We start from the raw sequence: 20,831 nt of genomic DNA, 5'->3' as shown, positions 1-20,831 counted from the left end.
GATGAACCGGTCGACGAGGGCCCCAGCGCTCGCTGACCGCACGTGAAGGCCGGACGGCCCACCTCCTCACCGTCCCGGCCGGAGCGGTTTCGCCTTTTCGTGGTCCGGACCGGTCGCGGTCCGGACGTTGTGCGTTCGGGGCGAAACCCCTCAGACGCCCAGGAGCAGGTCTCGCCAGCCGGGGTCGGCGGTGAGGACCGTGAGGCGCTGGGTGGCCCGGGAGACCGCGACGTACAGGACGCGCAGGCCGCGCGGGGACTGGGACGCGACCGTCTCCGGGGCGACGATCACGGCGGCGTCGAACTCCAGGCCCTTGGCCTCCAGGACGTCCAGGACCTGGACGCGTTCGGGCAGCGCGTCCGTCAGGGCGTCGCGGTCGGCGGCGGACCAGGCGTCGCCGGACGGCATCGGGACGATCAGGCCGATCGTGCCGTCCACCTGGGCGAGCAGTTCCTCGGCGGCCTCGCGGGCGGACGTGAGGTGGTCCTCCGCCCGGACGACCCGGACGACCGGGTCGAGGCCCGACGCGCGGACGGCGCGGGCCGGGCGGGCCTCGGGCAGGGCGCGCGCGAGGACGCGGGCCGACACCGCGGCGATCTCGATGGAGTTGCGGTAGTTCGTGGTGAGTTCGTACTCGTGCCGGACGGTCCGGGCCGAGCGCGGGGCGGGACGGCCCCGGCCCCCGCGTCCGCGGCGGTTGCGGGACGGCTGCTCGCCGCCGAGGGCGGCGTCCATGGCGGCGCGGGCGGCGGGGAGGTCCTCCCAGGCGCTCTGGGCCGGGTCCTCGACGACGGTCCAGCTGGCCTGGCGGCCGCGGCGGCCGAGCATGCGCCACTGCATGGGGGAGAGGTCCTGCGCCTCGTCGACGACGATGTGCGCGTACTCGGGGCGCTCCTCGACGACGCCGTCGTCGACGCGGCGGGCGCGCTCCAGGCGCTCGATCGAGGTGGTCAGCTCGTCCATGCCGGGCTCCCAGTCGTCGTCGGGGACGGCCTCGCCGGTCAGGACGTTCACGCCGTCCACGACGAAGGGGTCGCCGTCGGCGGGGGCGCGGCGGCGCGGCGGACGCGGCGGGGTGCCGAGCTGGGCGTCGAGCTCGTCCAGCAGCGCGACGTCCTGGTAGGTGACGACGCCGGACGCCCAGGACGCCGCGAGGGCGTCGAGCGCCGAGCGGTCCAGGTCGCGGCCGGCGGCGCGGCGCAGCCGGGACGGGTCGGACAGCGCGGACAGGACGTCCAGCGGGGTGCGGATCGGCCACCACGCCTGGAGGAAGTCGGTGAACGCGCGCTGCTCGCGGATCCGGGTGCCGAACTCCTCGCGGCTGCCGCGGCGCGCCGCGGGACGGCCGCCCGTGTCGAGCTCGCCGAGGCCGTCGGCGGCGAGGATCGAGTTCCAGAGGGCGAGTTCGCCCTGGCCGGAGTCCTCCTCGAGGGCCTGCGCGCCGCCGACGCGGCCGAACGCCTCCCACAGGGCGTCCAGCAGGACGTCGGCGGCGCGGCCGCGCGCGGAGTTGACCGAGCCGCGGGCACGGCGGTGGACCTCGGCGCGGGCCTTGTCGAGGCGTCCGCGGTCGAGGCGGAGGACGACGCCGTGGTAGACGACGCGCAGGTCGTCCGGCGCCTCGGGGGCGTGGTCGGTGACGGCGCGGCGCAGGACGTGGACCATCGCGTCCGCGCCCTTGAGCCGGGCCAGGTCCGGGGTGTCGTGCGCGGTCGCGGTCACGCCCGGCACCAGGTCGCCCAGCGAGCGCAGCGTCGCCGAGCCCTCGCCCAGGGACGGCAGGACGCGCTCGATGTAGGACGTGAAACGCGCGTTCGGCCCGACGACCAGCACACCGCGCGAACCGAACCGGCGGCGGTGGCGGAAGAGCAGGTACGCGACGCGGTGCAGGGCGACGGCCGTCTTGCCCGTGCCGGGGGCCCCGCGCACGAGGACGGTGCCGTCGGCGGGGGCGCGGATGACCTCGTCCTGCTCGCGCTGGATGGTGGCGACGATGTCGCGCATCGTCCCTTCGCGCGTGCGCGCGAGGGAGGCCAGGAACGCGCCGTCGCCGACCACGGACAGGCCGTCGGAGGCGTCCGGGTCGAGCAGGTCGTCCTCGATGTCGACGACCTTGTGCCCACGCGAGTGCAGGACGCGGCGGCGGATCACGCCGCGCGGCTCCTCGGGGGTCGCGCGGTAGAAGTCCTCGGCGGCGGGCGCGCGCCAGTCGATCACCAGGGAGTCGTGCTCGCGCGTCCGGACGCCGATGCGGCCCACGTAGCGGACCTCGCGGCCGTCCACGATCCGCCCGGACGGCTGGGTCTCGGCCTGCCCGGACGGGCGCGCCTCGTCGGCGTACTCGCGCGGGGTCAGGTCGAGGCGGCCGAACACCAGGCCGTCGTCGGCGATGTCGAGGGCGTGCGCGCGCTGCGCCGCCTGGTGGACCATCGCGTCGCGGTCGACCAGGGAGCCCTTGGTGCCGGCCAGGGACTGCCGGAAGCCCTCGCGGAGCATGGCCCGCGCGTCCTCGCGCATCTCGCCGAGCCGCACGTACGCCTGGTCCACGAAACGCTGCTCGGCGGCGAGTTCGCGGTCCTTCAGCGGGGGCGTCCCCTGCGTCCCGGCGTCGGCGCCGTCGCCCGTCTCGCTGCCGGGCGGACGGTCGGTGACCTCGGACGACATCGGTGCTGCTCCTCGCTGCGTCGGGCGGCGTCCCGGGCCCGTCCCGGAAACGCGAAAGAGACAGCTTACGCGCTCCGGGTCCACTCAGCGTGACGCGGTGATCCGTCCCACAGGGCGCGCGGTGGGGCCGGGGAGCCAGCGCCGCGCGCGGGCCACGGCCCTGGTCAGCGGGTCGGGGAAGACGTACAGGTCGCGGGCGGGACGGCGGGCGAGGGAGCGGTCCACGGCGTCCAGGACGCGACCCGGCGGGACGCCCCGCATACGGCCGGTAGCGGACGGACCGGCGGCCGCGGCGGCCCGGAATCCGGGCGTATCGACCTGGCGGGGGCAGACGCAGCGGATCACGACGCCGCCGGTGACCAGGACGGTCGTCATGGCCGGGTCTCTGACGTCATGGCCGTACCTCCGCCGTCATGGGCGTATCTCCACCGCCTCCTGGAAGGTCATCCGCAGCCGGTCCACGGTGGCGGCGGACAGCGCGCGGGCGTGTTCGAGGCCGAGCGCGCGCAGTTCGTGCGCCACCGGATGATCGCCCAGCCTGAGGGACGCGCCCCCGCCGAGCCGCATCCGGACGCCGCTGGGGGCGACCGTCCAGGGCGTCCGGCGGGTCACGCCGTTCATACAGGTGTAGGCGTCCACACTTGGGGCGCCCCTCCCGGACGGGACCGGAAGGCCGGGCCGGACGTGCATCTCTATGGCGGTCCTCCCGTCCACGCGCACGAGGCAGCGCTTGGTGCGGGTGGCGAGATCCATGCGGATGTCGGCCATCTCCTTGGGGAAGCCCCAGATCGTCCGTCCCGCCTCCAGCGTGAACGCCTGGTTCACCGGCAGCCAGTGGACGAACGCGCCGACCCGGTCCGTCCCTCTGACCAGGAACGTGACCGCGAACTCGTGGTACGGGCCGAGATCGCCGTCGGTGTACCGGACGAACGCCAGCGAGCAGACCGCCCGTCCCGCGAGGGGCCGCGCGACCTCCAGGCCGGAGTAGGCGATCACGGCCTGCGCGGCGGCGGCCGGGACGGGGAACATCGCGGACGCGACGGCGGCGTCCCGGATCCGGACCGGGAGGGTGACGCGGTCGCCCTGGATCAGGTGCGCGGACGGGGCGGGCGCGGCTTCGGGGGGCACGCCACAAGTAGAACAGGTTCCTGTTTTGCCCTCAAGGCGGCCGCTCCGCGCCCGGTGCGGTCAGGACTCCAGGGAGGCGCGGACGCGGTCCAGGGTCGCGCGCATGCCGCGCCGGTTCAGCTCCGCGCGGTCCTCGGCGCGGACGCCGGTGAAGACCCGCCCGAGCAGGGACGCGATCCCGGCCGTGCGGGAGTCGCGGCGCAGGTCCTGCCAGTACTCGGCGAGGCGGGACGCGCCGGCGTCCTCGCCCGTGCCCTCGCCGATGCCCTCGACGCGGTAGCCCCACAGCGCCACCGGCATGCCGAACGTCGTCACCCGGAACGCCAGTGCCCGGCCAGGGATCGCGGCCGTGACCTCGCAGGTCGTGAACCAGATCCGCCAGCCGAGCCGGTTGAACCCGACGAACCGGGTGCCCTCCCCGACCTCGCCGCCGTCCCGGACCCACACCCGGAACAGTTCGGGACTCCATTCGGGCATCCGGCGCAGATCGGCCACCGCCGCGTACACCTCGTCCGGGGACGCCGCGACGCGCACCGACTCCTCGACCGTCCACTCCCGTTCCATGCAGGCCATTACAGCAGGGGCGGGGCGGGCGCCTCAGAGCAGGTGGGCGTAGGCCCGGCGCCACTCCTCGAACCACGCGGCGAACCACGGCGAGCGCGCGGCCAGCGGCAGGATGTAGGTGACCGTCTCGGCGTAGTAGCGGCGCTGGAAGTCCGGCGGCATGTTCTCCAGCGTCTGCACGTTGCTCGCCCGGTCGGCCAGCTTCACCAGGACGGCCCGATCCGGCGCGTCACCCAGTCTGCGCAGGTAGGCGGCCTTCGCGGCGCGCTTCTCCTTGCGTCCGAGACCGCCGGCCGGGGGCTTGGTCACCCAGTCGACCAGTTCGGCGACCTCGTCCCCGAACTCGGCCTCGACGTCGGCGACCGTGGCGGGGGTGTCCTCGACGGCGTCGTGGAGCAGGACCGCCGCGAGGGTGGCAGGATCGGAGACGTCGGCCCCCCGCACGAGGACCTCGAGCGCCTCCAGCAGGTGCTCGGCGTAGGGTGCCCCGGTGGGCCGGGTCTGGTCGCCGTGCCAGCGGAGCGCGGCCTCCGCGGCGCGCGTGAGAACGGGCAGCGCCGGGTGGCCGGCCAGGTCCGCCCGGGCGGCGTCCCAGGTCCGCCAGCTGGTGAAGGTCCGCAAGCGTCGGGTCCTTTCCCGCCGGGCGCGGCAGGACCGCGCGGTGAGGATCGCGCGGCGACGCCGCGCGGCCGTGGAGGGCGCGGTGGGTCCGCGCGTGAGTCGTGACGTCCAACCTAGGGGAGTGACCGGCGGTGGCACGCATCCGGCGGCGCGGGATCCGCGTCCCTCGGCGCGCCGTCGCCGCCGTCGCGGCGGTCGCGCTGGCCCTCGGCGGAGCGGTCGGCGTCCGGTTCCTGCTGACGGACGGCTGGGTCCGGCACACCGTCACCGCCGACCCCGTCGACGCGCAGCCCGCCCTCGGCCCGCCGCCCGGCCCGCTCACCACCAGCTGGACCCGGACGGTTCCGCTGCGCCGCGCCGCCGTCGCCGGGCACGACACCGTCGCCCACGAGGTCGCGGACGGCCAGGTCGTCACGGCCGCCGGCGCCGGCCTGTCGGTCCGCGACGCCCGCACCGGCGCGCGCCGCTGGGAGTACCGCCGCTCCGGCTGGAGCCTGCTCGGCTGGACCGCCACCGGCGGCCGCCTCGTCGCGTTCTTCCAGCGGGACGGCCGGCCGGGCGAGCACGAGTTCGTCGGCTTCGACGCCCTGTCCGGCGGGCTGCTCTGGCGCGGCTCGGACGGACGTCCCGCGGCCGTCGCGCGCGCCACACTGCACTGGCCGTCCGGCTCGGACATCGTCCTCACCGCCTCGACCGACCGGCGCGAACTCTACGGACGCTCCACGGTGAACGGCGTCCAGCGCTGGCGGGTGCGCCTGCCCGAGGGCTGCCGCCTGTACGAGGACGCGCCCACGCCGTCCGGCGCCTCGGACGACCTGGCCGCGCTCGCGCTCGACTGCGTGGGCCGCAGCCACCTGTACGCCGTCGAGCCCGCCACCGGCCACTTCCTCTGGGACCGCGTGCTCGGCTCGGACGACGCGCCCGAGATCGCCGTCCGCGGACGCGCCGTCCTCGCCGCCGACGGCGTGGCCCTGCGCGTCTTCGACGGATCGGGCGACCAGATCGCCCTCTGGAACGACCCGGACGCCTGCGGCGCGGGCATGTGCCCGAGCGCCCTGTCCGGCGACCTGCTCGTCGTCGTCCGCTCCGCCGACCCGGACGACACCGCGCGCATGAGCGCGGTCGACCTGAAACGGGGCCGCGTCGCCTGGGACCACCAGGCGCCCGCCTACGCCGCCCTCACCGAGGCCGGCGGACGCCTCTACGGCCTGCGTCCCCGCCTCACCGACGGCCTGCTCCCCGCCGGCGTCGACGTCATCACCCCGGCGAACGGCGCCGCCGTCACCGCGCCCGTCCCGTTCGCCGTCGACCCGGACCTCGTCGGTGTCCACCCGTGGATGGCGGCGGCGGGCGGCCTGCTCTACGTCTCGGTGCCCGAGGCCGCGCCCCGGCCGTCCGGCGCGGCCCACCTGATAGCCCTGCGGGGCGGCCCGTCCGGTCGCGGACCGGCCGAGCTGGACGGCGTCCCCGTGACGTCCTGGCCGGACGCCTGCACCCTGCTGAAGCCCGCCGACCTGGCCGCGGCCCGCCTCCGGCCCCGTCCGGGCGCCCCGGTCCGCGCCCGGATCGCCGGCGTCCGCCTGCCGAAGCCGGTCGCCTGCCGGTACGACCTCCAGGACTCCCTCGCCCCGCAGCCCCCGCCGTCCACCCCGCCGTCCACCCCGCCGCCCGGCGTCGCCGGCCTCATGCGTCCCGCCCCGGACGGCGCGACCGTCTCCGTCCGCTGGGTCGCCCCCACCCCGTCCGCCGCCGAGGACCTCCTGACGTCCCTCCAGTCCACCCAGGCCCAGGCCCGCCGCCGCACCGACCTCGCCGCCGACGACGCCTACGAACTCGGCCCGTCCGCCGGCACCATCGCCCTCCGCGTCAAGCGCTACATCGTCGTCGTGGACGCCACCCGCCCCCCGGGCGCCGCCGCCCACCTGGCCCGCTCCACAGCCCAAAACCTCCGCACCCTCCCGTAGGGGAGGGCATACGAATACCGCCTCCCACGGCGGGGCCGGGGAGGCGGTGAGCTTGAGGGGAGCCGGTGTTCGCGTCAGGCGGCAACGGCGGAGGGGGAGCGCGAGGCGAGGCGAGCGGCGAAGCCGTCGGTGAGGTCAGCGTGGGAGCGGAAAGCGCGGCGTTCTTCGGAGACACCGCTCAGGAATCGGTCGAGAACCGCGTCGCCGTCCAGGAGGACGTCACCGCCGAGATAGGAGATGTCGGCCAAGGAGGTGCGCTCGCCTTGGCGGCCGCTCACGAAGAGCCCTACACGCCAGCCGGTCTCCTCATCCCAGACGAGGGCACGGTCGGCGGACGCCGAGCGGGTCACGATGGTGGCGTCGCGGGGGCCTGCGGGGTCGAGCCAGCACTTCTCGACACGGACGCCCGCGCGGCCGAGGGTCTCCACGACATGGGTCACATATCCGTGGATCTGGTCTACCCAGGGGTCCGGGTGGTGCGCGAGAACGGGGGATCGCCGTTCGGACATATGCGTGTCTCCTCTCCGTCATTCGGATTTTGACCCGAATTGGACGCTTTGTCCATGCCTGCACGCTCTTGCGGCAGAGGGAGAGGTGTTAGTGGCTTTTTGTCCCGATATGGGCGGTAGTGATCAACTCCTTGGCGAGGACGCTGATGGGAACGCTCGTCGTGTGAGGCGAGAGACCTTGTCTCTGTGGCTGATCAGGATGGTTGGTTCGACCGCTTCCCACCTGAGATGTAGCTCTTGAGAGTGTTCCGCTCAGCGGTTCAAGGCCTTAGGTGAATTATTCATTCGTTCCTATCTTTCTGCAAGCCCTATGAGTAGGATGGCCGTAGCACGCACGCATGGTGGGAACGCGAAGATCGAAGGAGTGGGCAAATGGCCGGGGCCAGGTACCGGGACATCGCCGATGACCTGGCGCGCCGCATCGAGGAGGGCGAGTTCGCCGCGGGCGAGCGGCTGCCCACCGAAGAGCAGCTGATGGTCGACTACGACAACGCCTCGCGCAACACCATCCGTGAGGCGGTGAAGCTCCTCAAGACCCGCGGGCTGGTCGAGACCACGCAGGGGCGTGGCACCTTCGTCCTGGAAGGCACCGTTCCGTTCGCGGTCACGGTGGCGGGCATTCTGGAGCTGCCCAGCGGTGGTCCCGGTGGCGAGGGCGCGGCTTACCGGTTCGACGCACAGCTCCAGGGCCGCGAGTTCGAGAACAAGGACCCGAAGGTCGAGATCCAGCGGTCCAACCCCGAGGTGGCCAGGGCGCTCGCTCTCAAGGAGGGGACCCGGGTCGTGCTGCGGCACCAGGAGCGGTTCATCGAGGGCCGGCCCTGGTCGCTCCAGACCACCTACTACCCGATGGACTACGTGAGCCAGGGCGCCGACCGGCTCCTGGACGACGAGGACATCGAGCAGGGCGTGGTCGCCTACCTCAACGAGGTCCTCAGCGTCGAGCAGGTCGCTTACCGCGACCGCATCACCGCGCGAACCCCGGACACCAACGAGACCAACTTCTTCACGCTCCGGGACGCCGGCAGTGTCGTGATCGTCCATGACCGGATCGGTTACGACCGGGAAAAGAAGCCCATCCGCTTCACCCGAACCGTGTACCCGGCCGACCGTAACCAGCTCGATCTCGTCATCGGAGCGGTTCCGCCGTCGCCGTGGGCCTTCAGTAAGGAAGTCGGCTAAGAGAGGGGCGGCGTTCTGAACGTTTCCGTCCTTCCAAACGCGGGGCACCGGCCGGACGCGCTGTAGACGAACGCGCCCTGGAGGCCGGGAGAAGGGGCGAGGCCGTCCTTCTTCGCGTCCCGTGGTAGTCGGTCCATCTCATCGCGCCGGCGTGCGGGGATGCCGGCGGACCCTTCACGGAGCCATGAACAGCGCAGCCCTCACTCTTCGCCCTGCCCGCGACGAGGACGTCCCGGACATCATCCGCCTGATCGACGACGCGGCGCTGTGGCTGCGGGGTCAGGGAACGAGCCAATGGGCCCGGCCCTGGCCGAACGAGGCGGAGCGAAGGCGACGGATCGAACGGGGAATCGAGCTCTCCAAGGAGACGGACGAGGACGGGCCCAAGGCGGTCACCTGGCTCGTCATCGATGACGAGGGCCGGCCGGTCGCGACCACCTACATCACCCGTGTTCCCGACCGGCTGCTCTGGACCGACGAGGAGCTGAAGGTCAAGACCGTCTACCTGCACCGTCTCGTCATCGATCGCGACCATGCGGGCGCGCAGCTCGGTGAGCGGCTGATCCAGTGGGTCGGGGAATGGGGCCGGGTCAACTGGGGAGCCGAGGTCATCCGCATCGACGTCTGGGCCGACAACGTGCGGCTGCACGAGTACTACCTCAAGCGCGACTTCGCCTACATGGACGAGGTGCTGTTGCAGGCCGACGGCACCGAGCGCCCCGACCCGCGGCTTCCCATGCACGTGTACCCGTCGGGCGTCGTGCTCCACCGCCCGCTGAAGGCGGTCGAGCACTGGCCGTGGGTTCTCGGGCTCAGGCCGGACGTCGGCTTGGTTCTGGGGATACCTGGGGGGTAGCTCCTTCCAGTGGGGAGGGGGTTTGGGTGCCTGGTTCCGTGGCGGGGGTGGTGCCGGTGGCCCAGGTCTCCAGTTGGCGGACGAAGGGGACGGCCTGGGTGGGCCAGTGGAAGCGGGCGCGGGCGGTGGAGTGGCCGCGCTCGGCCATGGCCGTGCGGTGGGCGGTGTCGGTGCGGAGGCGGCGGATCGCGGCGGCGGCGGCCCGGGGGTCGCCGAAGGGGACGACCTCGCCGCAGCCGGACGGCTCGACGATGGCGACCGCGGGCGGGTTCGGGGTGGTGATGACCGGGATGCCGCGGGCCATGTACTCGACGACCTTGGTCGGCATGGAGTGCCGGTAGTTGGGCTCGTCGTGCAGGAGGGCGAGGCCGGCCATCGCGCCCTCGGCGATGCGCAGCGCGCGGTCGTTCGGGACGAAGCCGTACCAGCGCAGGACGCCCTCGAGCTGGGCCTCGCGGAGCGCCGGGCGGATGTCGGGGTCGGCGGAGCCGATCAGCTCGACCTGGACGCCCTCGGGGGCGACCAGCCGGGCCGTCTCGATCATGTCGAGGGCGCCGCGGGCGGCGGACAGGTGGCCGATGTAGACGACGCGGCGGTCGCCCGGGGCGGCCGGGGGACGCTCGTCGACGTAGGTCGTGTTCGGGACGACCGGGTGCTGCCGGCGGAAGCGGTCCCGGTAGCCGTCCTCGGCGAGCAGCAGGTGGTGGCGGCGCTCGGCGCGGAGTTCGAGGCGGCGGACGAGCGGCCGCAGCAGCGGGGCGAGCGGGCCCGGGAGCCAGCCCTTGGCGGCCAGGGCCGCGGCGGTGTCCTCGTGGACGTCCCAGACGACCGTCGCGCGGCGGACCGCGCGGGGCAGGCCGACCAGTAGCTCCGGGTCGTGCAGGAGGACCAGGTCGGCGTAGGCGGCGTGCTCCTCCAGCGCGCGGTGCGCGGCGCGCAGGGCGCGCAGCCGGCGGCGGCCGGTGGCGCGCGGCACGTCGACCGGCGACACCTCCCGCCACGGCGTCGAGTTGGTCGCCCGGAATGGGGCGATATAGGTGACCTCGTGCCCGGCATCCAGAAGGGCGCGGATCTGCCGGTGCAGAATCCGCGCGTCCTCCGGATGGTGCACGACCGTGCAGACGCAGATCCGCATTCCACTCACTCCGGATGGGAGACGGTTTTCCTCCGGGGATTCTGCGCTTGCCATGGAAATTGCCGATGAATTCCGGGCGGCGGGCAGGTGGAGTTCGCTCATAGAAGCTCGGCGCCCGCTCCGGCGAAGGCGCGGGTGCGGCCCCGGGTGTCGAACAGCAGCCGGGCGTTCCGGGTCAGGAGCCCGGGGTCGTAGGCGGCGTGGTCGGCGAGGACGATCGTCAGGTCGGCGTCCGCGAGCGCGGCGGCCAGGTCGTCCCCGGCGGACCGGACGTCGGCGCCGTCCACCTGCCAGGACGTGACGTAGGGGTCGTGGAAGGCGAGGTCGGCGCCGAGCCGGGCCAGGCGGCGGGCGACCGGCCGGGCCGGGGATTCGCGCTGGTCGGCGATGTCGGCCTTGTAGGTGACGCCGAGGAGCAGGACGCGGGCGTCCTTCAGTGCGCGGCCCTCGCGGTTGAGCAGCTGCTGCGCGCGCTCGGCGACGTACCGGGGCATCCGGTCGTTGATCTCCTGCGCCAGCTCGACGAACCGGAACGGGTAGCCCAGCGACCTGACCTTGTACGACAGGTAGTTCGGGTCGATCGGGATGCAGTGCCCGCCGACGCCGGGGCCGGGACGGAACGCCTGGAAGCCGAACGGCTTGGTGGCCGCGCAGTCGATCGCGTCCCAGAGGTCGATGCCGAGCTCGTGGCAGAACACCGCCATCTCGTTCACCAGCGCGATGTTCACGTGCCGGTAGGTGTTCTCCAGGAGCTTGGCCATCTCGGCCTCGCGGGTCCCCTTGGCCTGGACGACCCGCTCGACGAACTTGCCGTAGAACGCGGCGGCGGCGGTCGCGCAGGCCGGGGTCAGCCCCCCGACGATCTTCGGGGTGTTGCGGACGCCGTAGACCGGGTTGCCCGGGTCGATCCGCTCCGGGGAGAACGCCAGGTGGAAGTCCACCCCCGCGACCAGCCCGGACTCCTCCAGGATCGGCCGGACGACCTCGTCGGTCGTGCCCGGGTAGGTGGTGGACTCCAGCACCACCAGCGTCTCCCCGGACAGGTGCGCCGCGATCGTCGCCGCCGCGCCGCGCACGGCGGTGAGGTCCGGCCCGCCCTCGTCGGAGAGCGGGGTCGGGACGCAGATCACCACCGCGCCCGCGCCGTCCAGCACCTCGTCCGACAGGGACGGCGTGAACCCGGCCGCGAGCATCTCCGCGACCTCGGCGTCGGACACGTCGTCCACATGTGATGTTCCGGCTGAAAGGCCCGAGATGACACGTTCATCCCGGTCGTATCCGCCGACCCGGAGGCCGGCCCGGCACGCCTCGCGCACCAGCGGAAGCCCGACGTAGCCGAGCCCGATGACCACCAGATCCACGCCGGTGGCTCCCTTCGCTTCAGGAGTTCAGGGGCGGTGGGCGGCCCGGTAGCGCGCGGTCACCGCGCGCCATGTGCGTTCGTCGCGCACCCATTCTCGGGCGGCCTGCCCCAATTTCTTTCTCAGTTCCGGACTGTAAATGAGCTCCCCCAGGGAATTGGCCCACGCCTCCGCGTCTTCCGGAAGAGTTAACGTGCCGGTCACGCCCGGTTCCACGATTTCGCGCAGGGCGCTGACATCACTTGCTATTACTGGGATTCCCCCCGCCATCGCCTCCAGAGGTTTCAGGGGCGTGACCAATTGGCAGACCCGGTCCGCCCGGCGGGGGACCGCGAACACATCGAGGAGCGCGTGGAAACGACGGACGTCCGACGGCGGGACCCGGCCGGGGAACACGGCGCGCACGCCGCGTTCGGCGGCGCGGCGTTCCAGCGCCGCGCGCTCCGGGCCGTCCCCGACGAGCAGGAGCGTGACGTCGTCGCCTCCGTCGCGCAGCAGCGCGGCGGCGTCGATGAGCGTGTCGATGCCCTCGTAGCCGTAGAACGACGAGGTCAGGCCCACGACCGGGACGCCGTCCGGCAGGCCGAGCGCGGCGCGCAGGTCGGCGGCGTCCGGCAGCGGTTCGAGGAAGCCCTCGTCCACGGCGTTCGGCACGACGGTGATCTTGGCCGGGTCGACGCCGCGTCCGGCGATCTCGGCGCGCATCGTCTCGCCCAGCGTGACCACGGCGTCCGCCTCGTGCATGCGGCGCGTCTCCAGCTCGCGGGTCAGCCGGTAGAAGTCGTCGGACGGCCGGTGCGACGGGGACCGCGACAGCCACGAGTCCTCCAGGAAGCCGCGCACCTCGTAGGTGACGGGCAGCCCGTACCGCTTCCCGAGTTCCAGCGCGACGGCCGCGTTCCGGTGGTCGCTGACCGCGTGCAGGACGTCCGGGCGCACCTCCTTGACGAGGCGTCCGGCCAGGTCGGCGGCCTTCTCCACGGCCCCCAGAGGACCGGACGGCGGGCCCCAGGGCAGCAGCCGGTGGTAGGGGACGCCGTCGACGTCCACGCGCGCCCGCGCGTCGCCGACGCCCTGCGCGAGCGGGTGCCCGAGCCGGGTCACCACGTGCGTGTCCCAGCCGAGCGCCTCGCGCTGGGCGACCGCGATCCGGTGCGTCCGGACGGTGTAGCCCGCGTTGGTGACCGGCAGCGAGTTGGTGACGAGCATCAGGACGGCCCGCACGTCCCCGGTGGCCGCCGGCCGTGCCGGATAGGGCGGAGCGGCCAGGAGTTCGCGCAGGTCAGCGGCCTCGCGCTGGGGTGCGCGGGGCTTCGGCTTGGCCAGGCTCGTCCGGCCCAGGCCCGGAGCGGCGCGGGCCGCCAGGCGGACGGCGAGACGGCTGGCCCGGGACGGCTCGTCCCGCAGCTGCCGGACGGCGAGCGCCGACATGTACACGGAGCGTTTCAACACGGCGGGCGAGCGTAGGCGCGTCCGATGAACGGAAGGGAAAGCGCAGGTGGGCGAACAGGTGAGGGAAACGGTGGGTGAACTCCCGGGGGAGCCGTCGGGCGGGGCCGTGGACGCCGCGGACGCGGGGGAGCTGGTGCACGTCCTCGGGGCGCGGCCGAACTTCGTGAAGGCGGCGCCGGTCATCGCCGCGCTCGCGGCACGCGGTGCCCGGCAGGCGGTCGTGCACACCGGCCAGCACTACGACCGGCGGATGTCGGAGGTGTTCTTCGACGAGCTGGGCCTGCCCGAGCCGGACGTCAACCTCGGCGTCGGGTCGGGCTCGCATGCCGCGCAGACGGCGGCGCTGATGGTCGGGCTGGAGGAGGAGTTCATCCGGCGTTCACCGGCCCTGGTCATCGTGTACGGCGACGTGAACTCGACGATCGCCGCCGCTCTCGTCGCGGCCAAGCTCGGCGTCCCGGTCGCCCATGTGGAGGCCGGGCTGCGCAGCTTCGACATGACCATGCCCGAGGAGGTCAACCGGCGGCTCACCGACCAGCTGTCCGACCTGTGCCTGGTCACGAGCCCGGAGGCGGTCGGGCACCTGGCCGCCGAGGGGATCCCGGTGGGCCGGGCGCACCTGGTCGGCAACCCGATGATCGACACGCTGCTCGGCAACCTGGAGCGGTTCGACACCGCCCGGGTGCGCCGCGAGCACGCGCTGCCGGAGCGGTACGTCCTCGCGACGATGCACCGGCCCGCGAACGTGGACGACCCGGCGAAGGCGACCGCACTGGTCAAGCGGCTGCACGGCGTCGCGGACCTGGCCGACCTGGTCATCCCCGTGCACCCGCGCGGGCGCGTGAACCTCATGGCCGCCGGGCTGGACGACCACCCGCGCGTCCGCGTCCTGGACCCGCTCGGCTACGTCGACTTCGTCGCGGCCGTGCGCGGCGCGGCGGCCGTCGTCACCGACTCGGGCGGCATCCAGGAGGAGACGACCGTCCTCGGGGTGCCGTGCCTGACCGTCCGGCCGAACACCGAGCGGCCGATCACCCTCACCCACGGCACCAACCGGCTGGTGTCGCTGGAGGAGCTCGTCCCGGCGGCGCGCAAGGTCCTGGAGGGCGAACGGCCGCCCGCGGACCGGGTGCCTCCGCTGTGGGACGGGCACGCCGGACCCCGCATCGCCGACGTCATCCTGGAGTTCCTCCGTGCCTGAACGACCCGTGCCCGAACGAGCCGCGCCCGGCCGATCCGCGCGCGACCGGTCCACGCGGGACCGGTCCGCCCGGCTGCGCGCCGCCCTGCGCGAGAGCGACGCCCGCGTCGAGGAGCTGGAGCGGCGGCTGGCCGCGCTGGAGACCTCGACGACCGTCCAGTTCGGGCGGCTCGTCGCCGGGGCCGCGCGCAACCCGCGCCGCCGCGCCGCGCGCCTGCCCCGCGAGCTGTACAAATTGTGGAAGAAGCGCGACCGGCCGATGGAGTCGGCGACGCTGCGGGAGAGCGCGTCCCGGCGGCTCGACCGGTTCGACCGGCCGGAGGACCGGCTGCTCGTGCAGCGCCCGTCGGACCGTCCGGTCGTCGCGGGGATCCTCGGCCGGGACGCGGCGGCGGAGCTCGCGCACCGCTACGAGGTCGTGGCGATCCACCCGCACGACGTCCGGACGGTCCTGGAGACCGCCGACGTGGACGCCCTCGTCGTCGACGCGTGCGCGGGCGAGCCGGGCGGGGCGTGGGCGTATCTCGGCGTCCCCGGCATGTTCGACCGCGATCGGGACCTGGACGAGGCCCGTGGCATCGCGCGCGTACGAGACATCCCCGTCGTTCTCTGGGGAGACAACCCGCCGCCGACCCTGGCCGTTCTGGACTGGGATCCCGTGGCCACGCTGAAGGAGCTTCGTTGACCCGCGCCCTCGTCTACGGAGACGTGGACCTGAATCTGATCGACGGCTCGGCCATCTGGGCTCAGGGCATGGTGCAGACGCTCGCGCGCGCGGGCTGCGACGTCACGCTCGTCCTGAAGGCGCCCGTCCGGACGGGACGGCTCGTCGACCCTCTGCGCGCGCTCCCGCGCGTGACCGTCCTCTCCCCGCATGAGGAGGGGCTGACGGGCGAGGGCCCGATGCGTCCCGCGGAGGCCGCGGCCGTCATCGGGCGGATCGACGCGCAGCGGCCGTTCGACCTGGCCGTCGTGCGCGGGCGCGCGCTGGCGGGACAACTGGCCGCCGGTCCGCTCAAGGGCCGCCTCTGGACGTACCTGACCGACGTCCCGCAGTCGGCGGCCGAGTTCGACGGCAAGTCGAAGGGGGACCTGCGGCGCATCGCGGACGCGTCGCGCATGCTCCTCTGCCAGACCGAGGAGTTGCGCGGCTTCCTGGAGGCGGCGGTTCCGGCGACGGCGGGGAAGAGCGTGCTGTTCCCACCCGTGGTCGTCCTGCCGGACGGTCTGGAGCCGCGTGCGGCGGGCGCGCCCTCTGGGAAGCTGCGTCTCGTCTACACGGGCAAGTTCGCCCCCCGCTGGAACACGCTCGAGATGACCCGCCTGCCCGCCCTCCTGCGCGCGCGGGGCGTGGACGCCGAGCTGCACATGGTCGGCGACAAGATCCATCAGGAAGCGGGATTCGCCGCTCCGATGAAGACCGCCCTGGAGAACGGGGACGGCGTCGTATGGCATGGCGGCCACCCGCGCGCCGAGGCCATGCGCCTCACGGCGAGCGGCGATGTGGCCCTGTCGTGGCGCGACCTGACGATGGACACCAGCCTGGAGCTCTCCACCAAGGTGCTGGAGAGCGGTTCCCTGGGCGTCCCGGTCGTGCTGAACCGCAACCCCATGCACGAGCGTCTGTTCGGCGAGGATTACCCGCTTTTCGCCTCGTCCGAGAGCGATGTCGTCGACGCGCTCACGCTCATTGGCAAGAACCCCGAGCTTTACGAGCAGGCCGCGGAACGCTGCCGCGCCGCTGCCGCCGACTACAGCCTGGACGCCGCCGTCCGCCGTATGCGCGGCTATCTGGAGGCGACGTTCCCCGAGCCTCGCCGCGAAGGGAAGCTGAAGGTCGTCGTCGCCGGGCACGACCTCAAGTTCTTCACCAAGCTGCTGGACCACCTGCGCGACCGTCCGGACATGGAGGTCCGCCTCGACAAGTGGCCCGCGCTGAAGACGCACGACCCGGAACGCAGCCTCGAACTCGTCCAGTGGGCGGACGTCGTGATCTGCGAGTGGTGCGGGCCGAACGCCCTCTGGTACGCCCGCAACAAGCAGCCGGGGCAGAAACTGCTCGTCCGCCTACACCGGTTCGAGCTCTACTCGGGCTGGCCCATGAAGCTCGACATCGACGCCGTCGACAAGGTCGTCTGCGTCAGCCCCCACTACGCCGACCTCACGTTGCAGATGACCGGGTGGCCCGCGCACAAGGTCCAGGTCATCCCCAACTGGGTGGACGACGAGCAGTTCGACCGCGTCAAGCTCCCCGGGGCCAAGCACCACCTCGGCATCATCGGGATCGCGCCGTCCCGCAAGCGTTTCGACCTCGCGTTGGACGTCCTGGAGGAACTCCGCAGGGAGGACCCCCGCTACACGCTCTTCGTGAAGTCCAAACTCCCCTGGGAGTACTGGTGGATCTGGGAGCGTCCCGAGGAGCGCGAGCACTACGAGGAGGTGTTCCGGCGCGTCCGGCGCTCCAGGGCCCTCGCGGGCGGTGTCGTCTTCGACGCCTACGGACGCGACGTCCCCGCGTGGCTGCGCCGGATCGGGTTCGTCCTGTCCACCAGTGACGACGAGAGCTTCCACCTCGCGCCCGCCGAGGGCATGGCGTCCGGCGCGATCCCGGCCCTGCTGCCGTGGCCGGGTGCGGACACCGTCTACGACACCCGCTGGATCCACCGCACGCCCCGGGACATGGCCGAGGCCATCGCCGCGACCGTCTCCGGAGGCCGCTGGGAGGACGAACGCGAGTTCGCCCGCGCCCAGGTCCGCACGTCCTACGGGCTCCGGGTCGTCGAGGACGCCTGGGTGGATCTTGTTTTCGGGATTCATTCAGCAAACATGGAACTATCACCTGGAGGCGCTCGTATCTCCGGGGGGAAGGCTGATCACTAGGCGCGGTGGCACGGTCGAGCCGCCGCCGCACGACGGAGACGGAGCGAGGCGTGGTGACCACGGCCGGTGCGGGGTGGCGCACGCGCGTGCGCGCCGCGCGGCCGCACGCCCGCGCCCTCCTCGGCCCGCACCTGGCGTTCACGGCCGCCCTCGCGGCGGCCGTGCTGCTGCGCGCCGTCGCGGTGCTCGGCTACCCGACCGTGTTCTGGTTCGGTGACTCCGGCACCTACCTGAAGAGCGCCCTGCACTTCACCCCGTCGCCGCTGCGGCCGTCCGCCTACTCCCTGATGCTGTGGTTCCTGCACCCGTTCCACGACTTCCGGCTGATCGTGGTCGTCCAGCATCTGCTGGGGCTCGGCACGGCCGTCCTGGTGTACGCGGTCGCCTGGCGCTGGACGCGGGGCCGGTGGCGGGACAGACCATGGCTTCCCGGGCTGGTCGGCACGGTCGCCGCCGCGCCCGTCCTGTTCGACGCGTACCAGATCCAGCTCGAGCACATGCTCATGTCGGACGTCCTGTTCGAGTTCCTCGCCGTGGCCGCCGTCGCGACGCTCCTGTGGCGGCGGCGCCTGACCTGGCGCCTCGGCCTGCTGGCGGGCGCCCTGCTCGCCGGGGCCGCCCTGACCCGCACCGTCGGGCTCCCGCTCCTGCTCGTCGCCGTCCTCTGCGGGGCGGCCCGCCTGGCCGCCGCGCCCGGCGGGGAGTCCGAGCCGGGTGGCGGGTGGGCGGCGCGGTGGCGGCCGCTGGCCGCGATGGTGGCGATCTTCGCCGTCGGCCTCGGCGGGTACGCGGGCTGGTACAAGTCCGTCCACGGACGGTTCGAGCTGTCCGCCACCGACGGCTTCTTCCTCTACGGCCGGACGGCCGCGTTCGCCGACTGCGCCAAGATCAAGCCGCCGCCCGATCTGGCCGGTCTGTGCCACGACTGGAAGCACGACACCCCCGGCGTCGCCCCCGGCTACGCCGCCCTGTGGGGCGCGAGATCACCGTTCCGCGCCATGCCCGGCGGCGTCGCCGACCAGCAGGGCAACCTCCGCGCCGCCCGCTTCGCCCAGCGGGCGATCCTGGCCCAGCCCCGCGACTACCTGCGCCGGGCGTTCCGCGACACCGGGCGGTCCTTCTCCTGGAGCCGCTCCGACTACCCGACGCCCTGGACGGTCGCCGAGTACCGCTTCCCCGTCAAGCCCTGGCAGCCGAAGTCCGCGGTCAAGCCCGCCCTCGCCTACGGCCACGCCACCGCCGTGCCGAAGATCGTCGCGCCCTTCGCCGGCTGGATGCGCTCCTACCAGCGGGTCGTGTACCTGCCCGGCGCGCTCCTGGGCGTCCTGCTGCTCGTCGGGATGGCGGGCGTCGCCCGGCACGCGCGCGACTGGGGAGGGCCCGCGCTGCTGCCCTGGCTGACCGCCTTCACCCTGCTCGTCGTGCCCCCGTTCACGGCCGATTTCGACTACCGCTACCTGCTTCCGGTGGTCCCGTTCGCGGCCCTCGCGGCGGCCCTCGGCTGGTTCACCGAAGCGGTTTCGAGCACTTCCAGCGATCTGTGATACTTCGAGTCCATACCGGCGACCGAAAGGGTGAGGATGGTTGCGGAGACCAGCGTGGGGGCCGGCTCCCACGCCGAGATCGGCCAGGTCTGGCCGCGGGACGGCCACATCCGCATCCTCGGAACGATCGTTTCCGGCGGTTCGCCGGACGGGGCACCCGTGGACGAGCCGTGGATGCTCCGGCTCACCTCCCGCGAGCGCCGCAAGGCCCCCGTCCCCTCGGTGACCGAGCGGATCGTCAACCGGCTCAAGCGCAGCATGACCCGCACCGCCGAGCGCACCCCCTCCCGGCTGTACTTCCCGGTCGCCACCGACGGCCCGCACTTCGAGGCGGTCGTGCCCGTCCGCGACCTGGCCGTCCGCGACGCCCTGCCCCGCGAGCACTGGGACCTGCACCTGGTCTCGGCGCGCGGCGGCCGCAGGCTCGCGCTCCGGGTCGGCCGGCACCATGACGACATGCCCGGCAAGAAGAAGATCGTCTTCTTCCCCGAGCAGACCGAGGCCGGCGTCGCCGTCCTGCCGTACTACACCGACGGCGACCACCTGTCGGTCCGCAGCGCGCGGCGCGCCACCGGCGAGTGAAGAGGCCACTCATGAAGCTGACCTACGTGCTGTTCAACGCGTTCGGGATCGGCGGCACCGTCCGCACCGTCATCAACCAGGCGAACGGCATGGTGGCGCGGGGCCACGACGTCGAGATCATCTCCCTGATGCGGTACTGGGAGGCCCCGCCGTTCCCGGTGGACGAGCGCGTCCGGATCACCCCCATGGTCGACAGCACGTCCGGGGCCCACGTCGACTGGGACGGGTTCGACGGCGAGGAGGACACCTCCTGGCATCAATCCTTCCCCGCCGGGGTGTCGGCGGAGGAGGAGCACCGCCGCCGGCTCAACGCCCTGATCCGCCACCTGCCCACCATCGAGGACCGGATCGTCGTCACGACCAAGCCGTCCATCGACCTGTTCGTGGAGCGGTACACCGATCCCTCGCTGGTCCGGATCGTCCAGGAGCACACCAACTTCGACTACCACAACGCGGAGTGGCGCAAGGCCTACCACGGCGTCCTGACCCAGATGGACGCCCTGGTCACGCTCACCGAGAGCGACCGGGTCGCCTACTCGGCGGAGTTCCCGAACCTCAGGGTCGAGCGCATCCCGAACGCCCTGCACTCCCTCGACGTCCCGCACAGCGACCTCTCCCGCCCCCAGGTCGTCAGCGCCGGGCGGCTCGACGGCAACAAGGGCTTCGACAAGCTGATCAGGGCGTTCGGCAAGGTCGTCGAGACGCACCCGGACTGGACGCTCCGGATCCACGGCGACGGCCCGGAGGAGGAGCGGCTGCGCCGCCTGGTCCGCACCGAGCACCTGTACAACCACGTCTTCCTGATGGGCGCCACGACCAGCCTCGACGAGGAGCTCGCCAAGGGCTCGGTCTTCGCGATGAGCTCGAAGACCGAGGGCTTCGGCATGGTCCTGCTGGAGGCCATGAACTGCGCCGTTCCGGTCGTCAGCTTCGCCTGCCCGGTCGGTCCCCGTGAGCTCGTCAGCGACGGCGTCGACGGCTTCCTCGTCCCCGAGGGCGACGTCGAGGCCCTCGCCGCGGGCATCGTCCGCCTCATCGAGGACGAGTCGCTCCGCCGCGACTTCTCCGAGGCCGCCCTCAAGAAGGCCTCGGACTACGGCCCCGACCCGATCGCCGACTCCTGGGAGCGGCTCTTCAGGTCCGTGAGCGGCACCGAGTAGACCTCCGCCCAGACCCGGCCCCGCCCTG

General features: G+C 73.0%; 18 protein-coding genes. 9 read left to right on the top strand and 9 right to left on the bottom strand.

The window, feature by feature from the left end:
- Window positions 1-150: 150 nt before the first annotated feature.
- The 5 genes from EBO15_RS05060 to EBO15_RS05040 form a co-directional block, all read right to left on the bottom strand.
- Entirely contained in the window at window positions 151-2,664 is a 2,514-nt protein-coding gene (locus EBO15_RS05060) for a HelD family protein (RefSeq protein WP_122193117.1), read from the bottom strand.
- Window positions 2,665-2,748: 84 nt separating this feature from the next.
- Entirely contained in the window at window positions 2,749-3,039 is a 291-nt protein-coding gene (locus EBO15_RS05055) for a hypothetical protein (protein ID WP_122193116.1), read from the bottom strand.
- 36 nt (window positions 3,040-3,075) lie between these two features.
- The gene (locus EBO15_RS05050; RefSeq protein ID WP_233615963.1) at window positions 3,076-3,792 is read right to left on the bottom strand and encodes an acetoacetate decarboxylase family protein; all 717 of its coding nucleotides are present in this window, start codon (window positions 3,790-3,792) and stop codon (window positions 3,076-3,078) included.
- Between the two features lie 60 nt (window positions 3,793-3,852).
- Window positions 3,853-4,356, bottom strand: a complete 504-nt coding sequence (locus EBO15_RS05045; RefSeq protein WP_122193176.1) for an SRPBCC family protein — start codon at window positions 4,354-4,356, stop codon at window positions 3,853-3,855.
- A gap of 33 nt (window positions 4,357-4,389) precedes the next feature.
- Window positions 4,390-4,977, bottom strand: a complete 588-nt coding sequence (locus EBO15_RS05040) for an HD domain-containing protein (RefSeq protein ID WP_122193115.1) — start codon at window positions 4,975-4,977, stop codon at window positions 4,390-4,392.
- A gap of 131 nt (window positions 4,978-5,108) precedes the next feature.
- On the opposite strand from EBO15_RS05040, the gene EBO15_RS05035 reads away from it, so the two are divergent.
- Complete coding sequence (locus EBO15_RS05035; protein WP_122193114.1) at window positions 5,109-6,941, top strand: outer membrane protein assembly factor BamB family protein; 1,833 nt, start codon at window positions 5,109-5,111, stop codon at window positions 6,939-6,941.
- Window positions 6,942-7,015: 74 nt separating this feature from the next.
- Here EBO15_RS05035 and EBO15_RS05030 read toward each other — a convergent pair whose 3' ends face one another.
- Window positions 7,016-7,450, bottom strand: coding sequence for a DUF6292 family protein (locus tag EBO15_RS05030; protein WP_122193113.1), 435 nt, complete (start codon window positions 7,448-7,450; stop codon window positions 7,016-7,018).
- A 372-nt stretch (window positions 7,451-7,822) separates the two neighbouring features.
- Here EBO15_RS05030 and EBO15_RS05025 point away from each other — a divergent pair, with 372 nt between their 5' ends.
- Entirely contained in the window at window positions 7,823-8,632 is an 810-nt protein-coding gene (locus tag EBO15_RS05025; protein ID WP_122193112.1) for a GntR family transcriptional regulator, read from the top strand.
- A 184-nt stretch (window positions 8,633-8,816) separates the two neighbouring features.
- Window positions 8,817-9,488 (top strand): GNAT family N-acetyltransferase, encoded by a 672-nt coding sequence (locus EBO15_RS05020; protein WP_122193111.1) that lies wholly within the window; start codon window positions 8,817-8,819, stop codon window positions 9,486-9,488.
- Here the strand turns inward: EBO15_RS05020 and EBO15_RS05015 are convergent.
- The 3 genes from EBO15_RS05015 to EBO15_RS05005 all read right to left on the bottom strand — a co-directional run bounded on the left by EBO15_RS05015 (window position 9,445) and on the right by EBO15_RS05005 (window position 13,436).
- Entirely contained in the window at window positions 9,445-10,623 is a 1,179-nt protein-coding gene (locus EBO15_RS05015; RefSeq protein WP_122193110.1) for a glycosyltransferase family 4 protein, read from the bottom strand. The two genes, EBO15_RS05020 and EBO15_RS05015, sit on opposite strands and share 44 nt — an antisense overlap.
- 98 nt (window positions 10,624-10,721) lie before the next feature.
- The gene (locus tag EBO15_RS05010) at window positions 10,722-11,984 is read right to left on the bottom strand and encodes a nucleotide sugar dehydrogenase (protein ID WP_122193109.1); all 1,263 of its coding nucleotides are present in this window, start codon (window positions 11,982-11,984) and stop codon (window positions 10,722-10,724) included.
- A 27-nt stretch (window positions 11,985-12,011) separates the two neighbouring features.
- Entirely contained in the window at window positions 12,012-13,436 is a 1,425-nt protein-coding gene (locus EBO15_RS05005) for a glycosyltransferase family 4 protein (RefSeq protein WP_233615962.1), read from the bottom strand.
- 133 nt (window positions 13,437-13,569) lie between these two features.
- Here EBO15_RS05005 and wecB point away from each other — a divergent pair, with 133 nt between their 5' ends.
- The 6 genes from wecB to EBO15_RS04975 all read left to right on the top strand — a co-directional run bounded on the left by wecB (window position 13,570) and on the right by EBO15_RS04975 (window position 20,803).
- Complete coding sequence (gene wecB, locus EBO15_RS05000) at window positions 13,570-14,637, top strand: non-hydrolyzing UDP-N-acetylglucosamine 2-epimerase (RefSeq protein ID WP_122193174.1); 1,068 nt, start codon at window positions 13,570-13,572, stop codon at window positions 14,635-14,637.
- Window positions 14,630-15,322: a hypothetical protein gene (locus EBO15_RS04995; RefSeq protein WP_147481382.1), complete on the top strand. Its 693-nt coding sequence runs from the start codon at window positions 14,630-14,632 to the stop codon at window positions 15,320-15,322. Before wecB ends, EBO15_RS04995 begins: the two co-directional genes overlap by 8 nt.
- Window positions 15,323-15,390: 68 nt before the next feature.
- Window positions 15,391-17,517, top strand: coding sequence for a glycosyltransferase (locus tag EBO15_RS04990; RefSeq protein WP_233615976.1), 2,127 nt, complete (start codon window positions 15,391-15,393; stop codon window positions 17,515-17,517).
- Between the two features lie 50 nt (window positions 17,518-17,567).
- Window positions 17,568-19,061 (top strand): hypothetical protein, encoded by a 1,494-nt coding sequence (locus EBO15_RS04985; protein ID WP_122193107.1) that lies wholly within the window; start codon window positions 17,568-17,570, stop codon window positions 19,059-19,061.
- 54 nt (window positions 19,062-19,115) lie between these two features.
- The gene (locus EBO15_RS04980; RefSeq protein WP_122193106.1) at window positions 19,116-19,643 is read left to right on the top strand and encodes a hypothetical protein; all 528 of its coding nucleotides are present in this window, start codon (window positions 19,116-19,118) and stop codon (window positions 19,641-19,643) included.
- Between the two features lie 11 nt (window positions 19,644-19,654).
- A complete protein-coding gene (locus tag EBO15_RS04975; RefSeq protein ID WP_122193105.1) occupies window positions 19,655-20,803 on the top strand; it encodes a glycosyltransferase family 4 protein in 1,149 nt (382 codons plus the stop codon).
- The last annotated feature ends 28 nt before the right edge of the window (window positions 20,804-20,831 follow it).

Origin of the sequence: Actinomadura harenae (assembly GCF_003696215.1) — a bacterium.
GTDB classification, from domain to species: domain Bacteria; phylum Actinomycetota; class Actinomycetes; order Streptosporangiales; family Streptosporangiaceae; genus Spirillospora; species Spirillospora harenae.
Note: the sequence above shows the minus strand (reverse complement) of the source record. Positions and strands in the feature narration are given on the sequence as shown.

What these genes read in the sequence shown, in the direction of transcription:
- EBO15_RS04990 (WP_233615976.1), top strand. Translation starts at nt 15,391, where the DNA reads ATGGTGCAGACGCTCGCGCGCGCGGGCTGCGACGTCACGCTCGTCCTG.
- EBO15_RS05055 (WP_122193116.1), bottom strand. Translation starts at nt 3,039, where the DNA reads ATGACGACCGTCCTGGTCACCGGCGGCGTCGTGATCCGCTGCGTCTGC.
- EBO15_RS05060 (WP_122193117.1), bottom strand. Translation starts at nt 2,664, where the DNA reads ATGTCGTCCGAGGTCACCGACCGTCCGCCCGGCAGCGAGACGGGCGAC.
- EBO15_RS05020 (WP_122193111.1), top strand. Translation starts at nt 8,817, where the DNA reads ATGAACAGCGCAGCCCTCACTCTTCGCCCTGCCCGCGACGAGGACGTC.
- EBO15_RS05025 (WP_122193112.1), top strand. Translation starts at nt 7,823, where the DNA reads ATGGCCGGGGCCAGGTACCGGGACATCGCCGATGACCTGGCGCGCCGC.
- EBO15_RS05045 (WP_122193176.1), bottom strand. Translation starts at nt 4,356, where the DNA reads ATGGAACGGGAGTGGACGGTCGAGGAGTCGGTGCGCGTCGCGGCGTCC.
- EBO15_RS05015 (WP_122193110.1), bottom strand. Translation starts at nt 10,623, where the DNA reads ATGCGGATCTGCGTCTGCACGGTCGTGCACCATCCGGAGGACGCGCGG.
- EBO15_RS05030 (WP_122193113.1), bottom strand. Translation starts at nt 7,450, where the DNA reads ATGTCCGAACGGCGATCCCCCGTTCTCGCGCACCACCCGGACCCCTGG.
- EBO15_RS04975 (WP_122193105.1), top strand. Translation starts at nt 19,655, where the DNA reads ATGAAGCTGACCTACGTGCTGTTCAACGCGTTCGGGATCGGCGGCACC.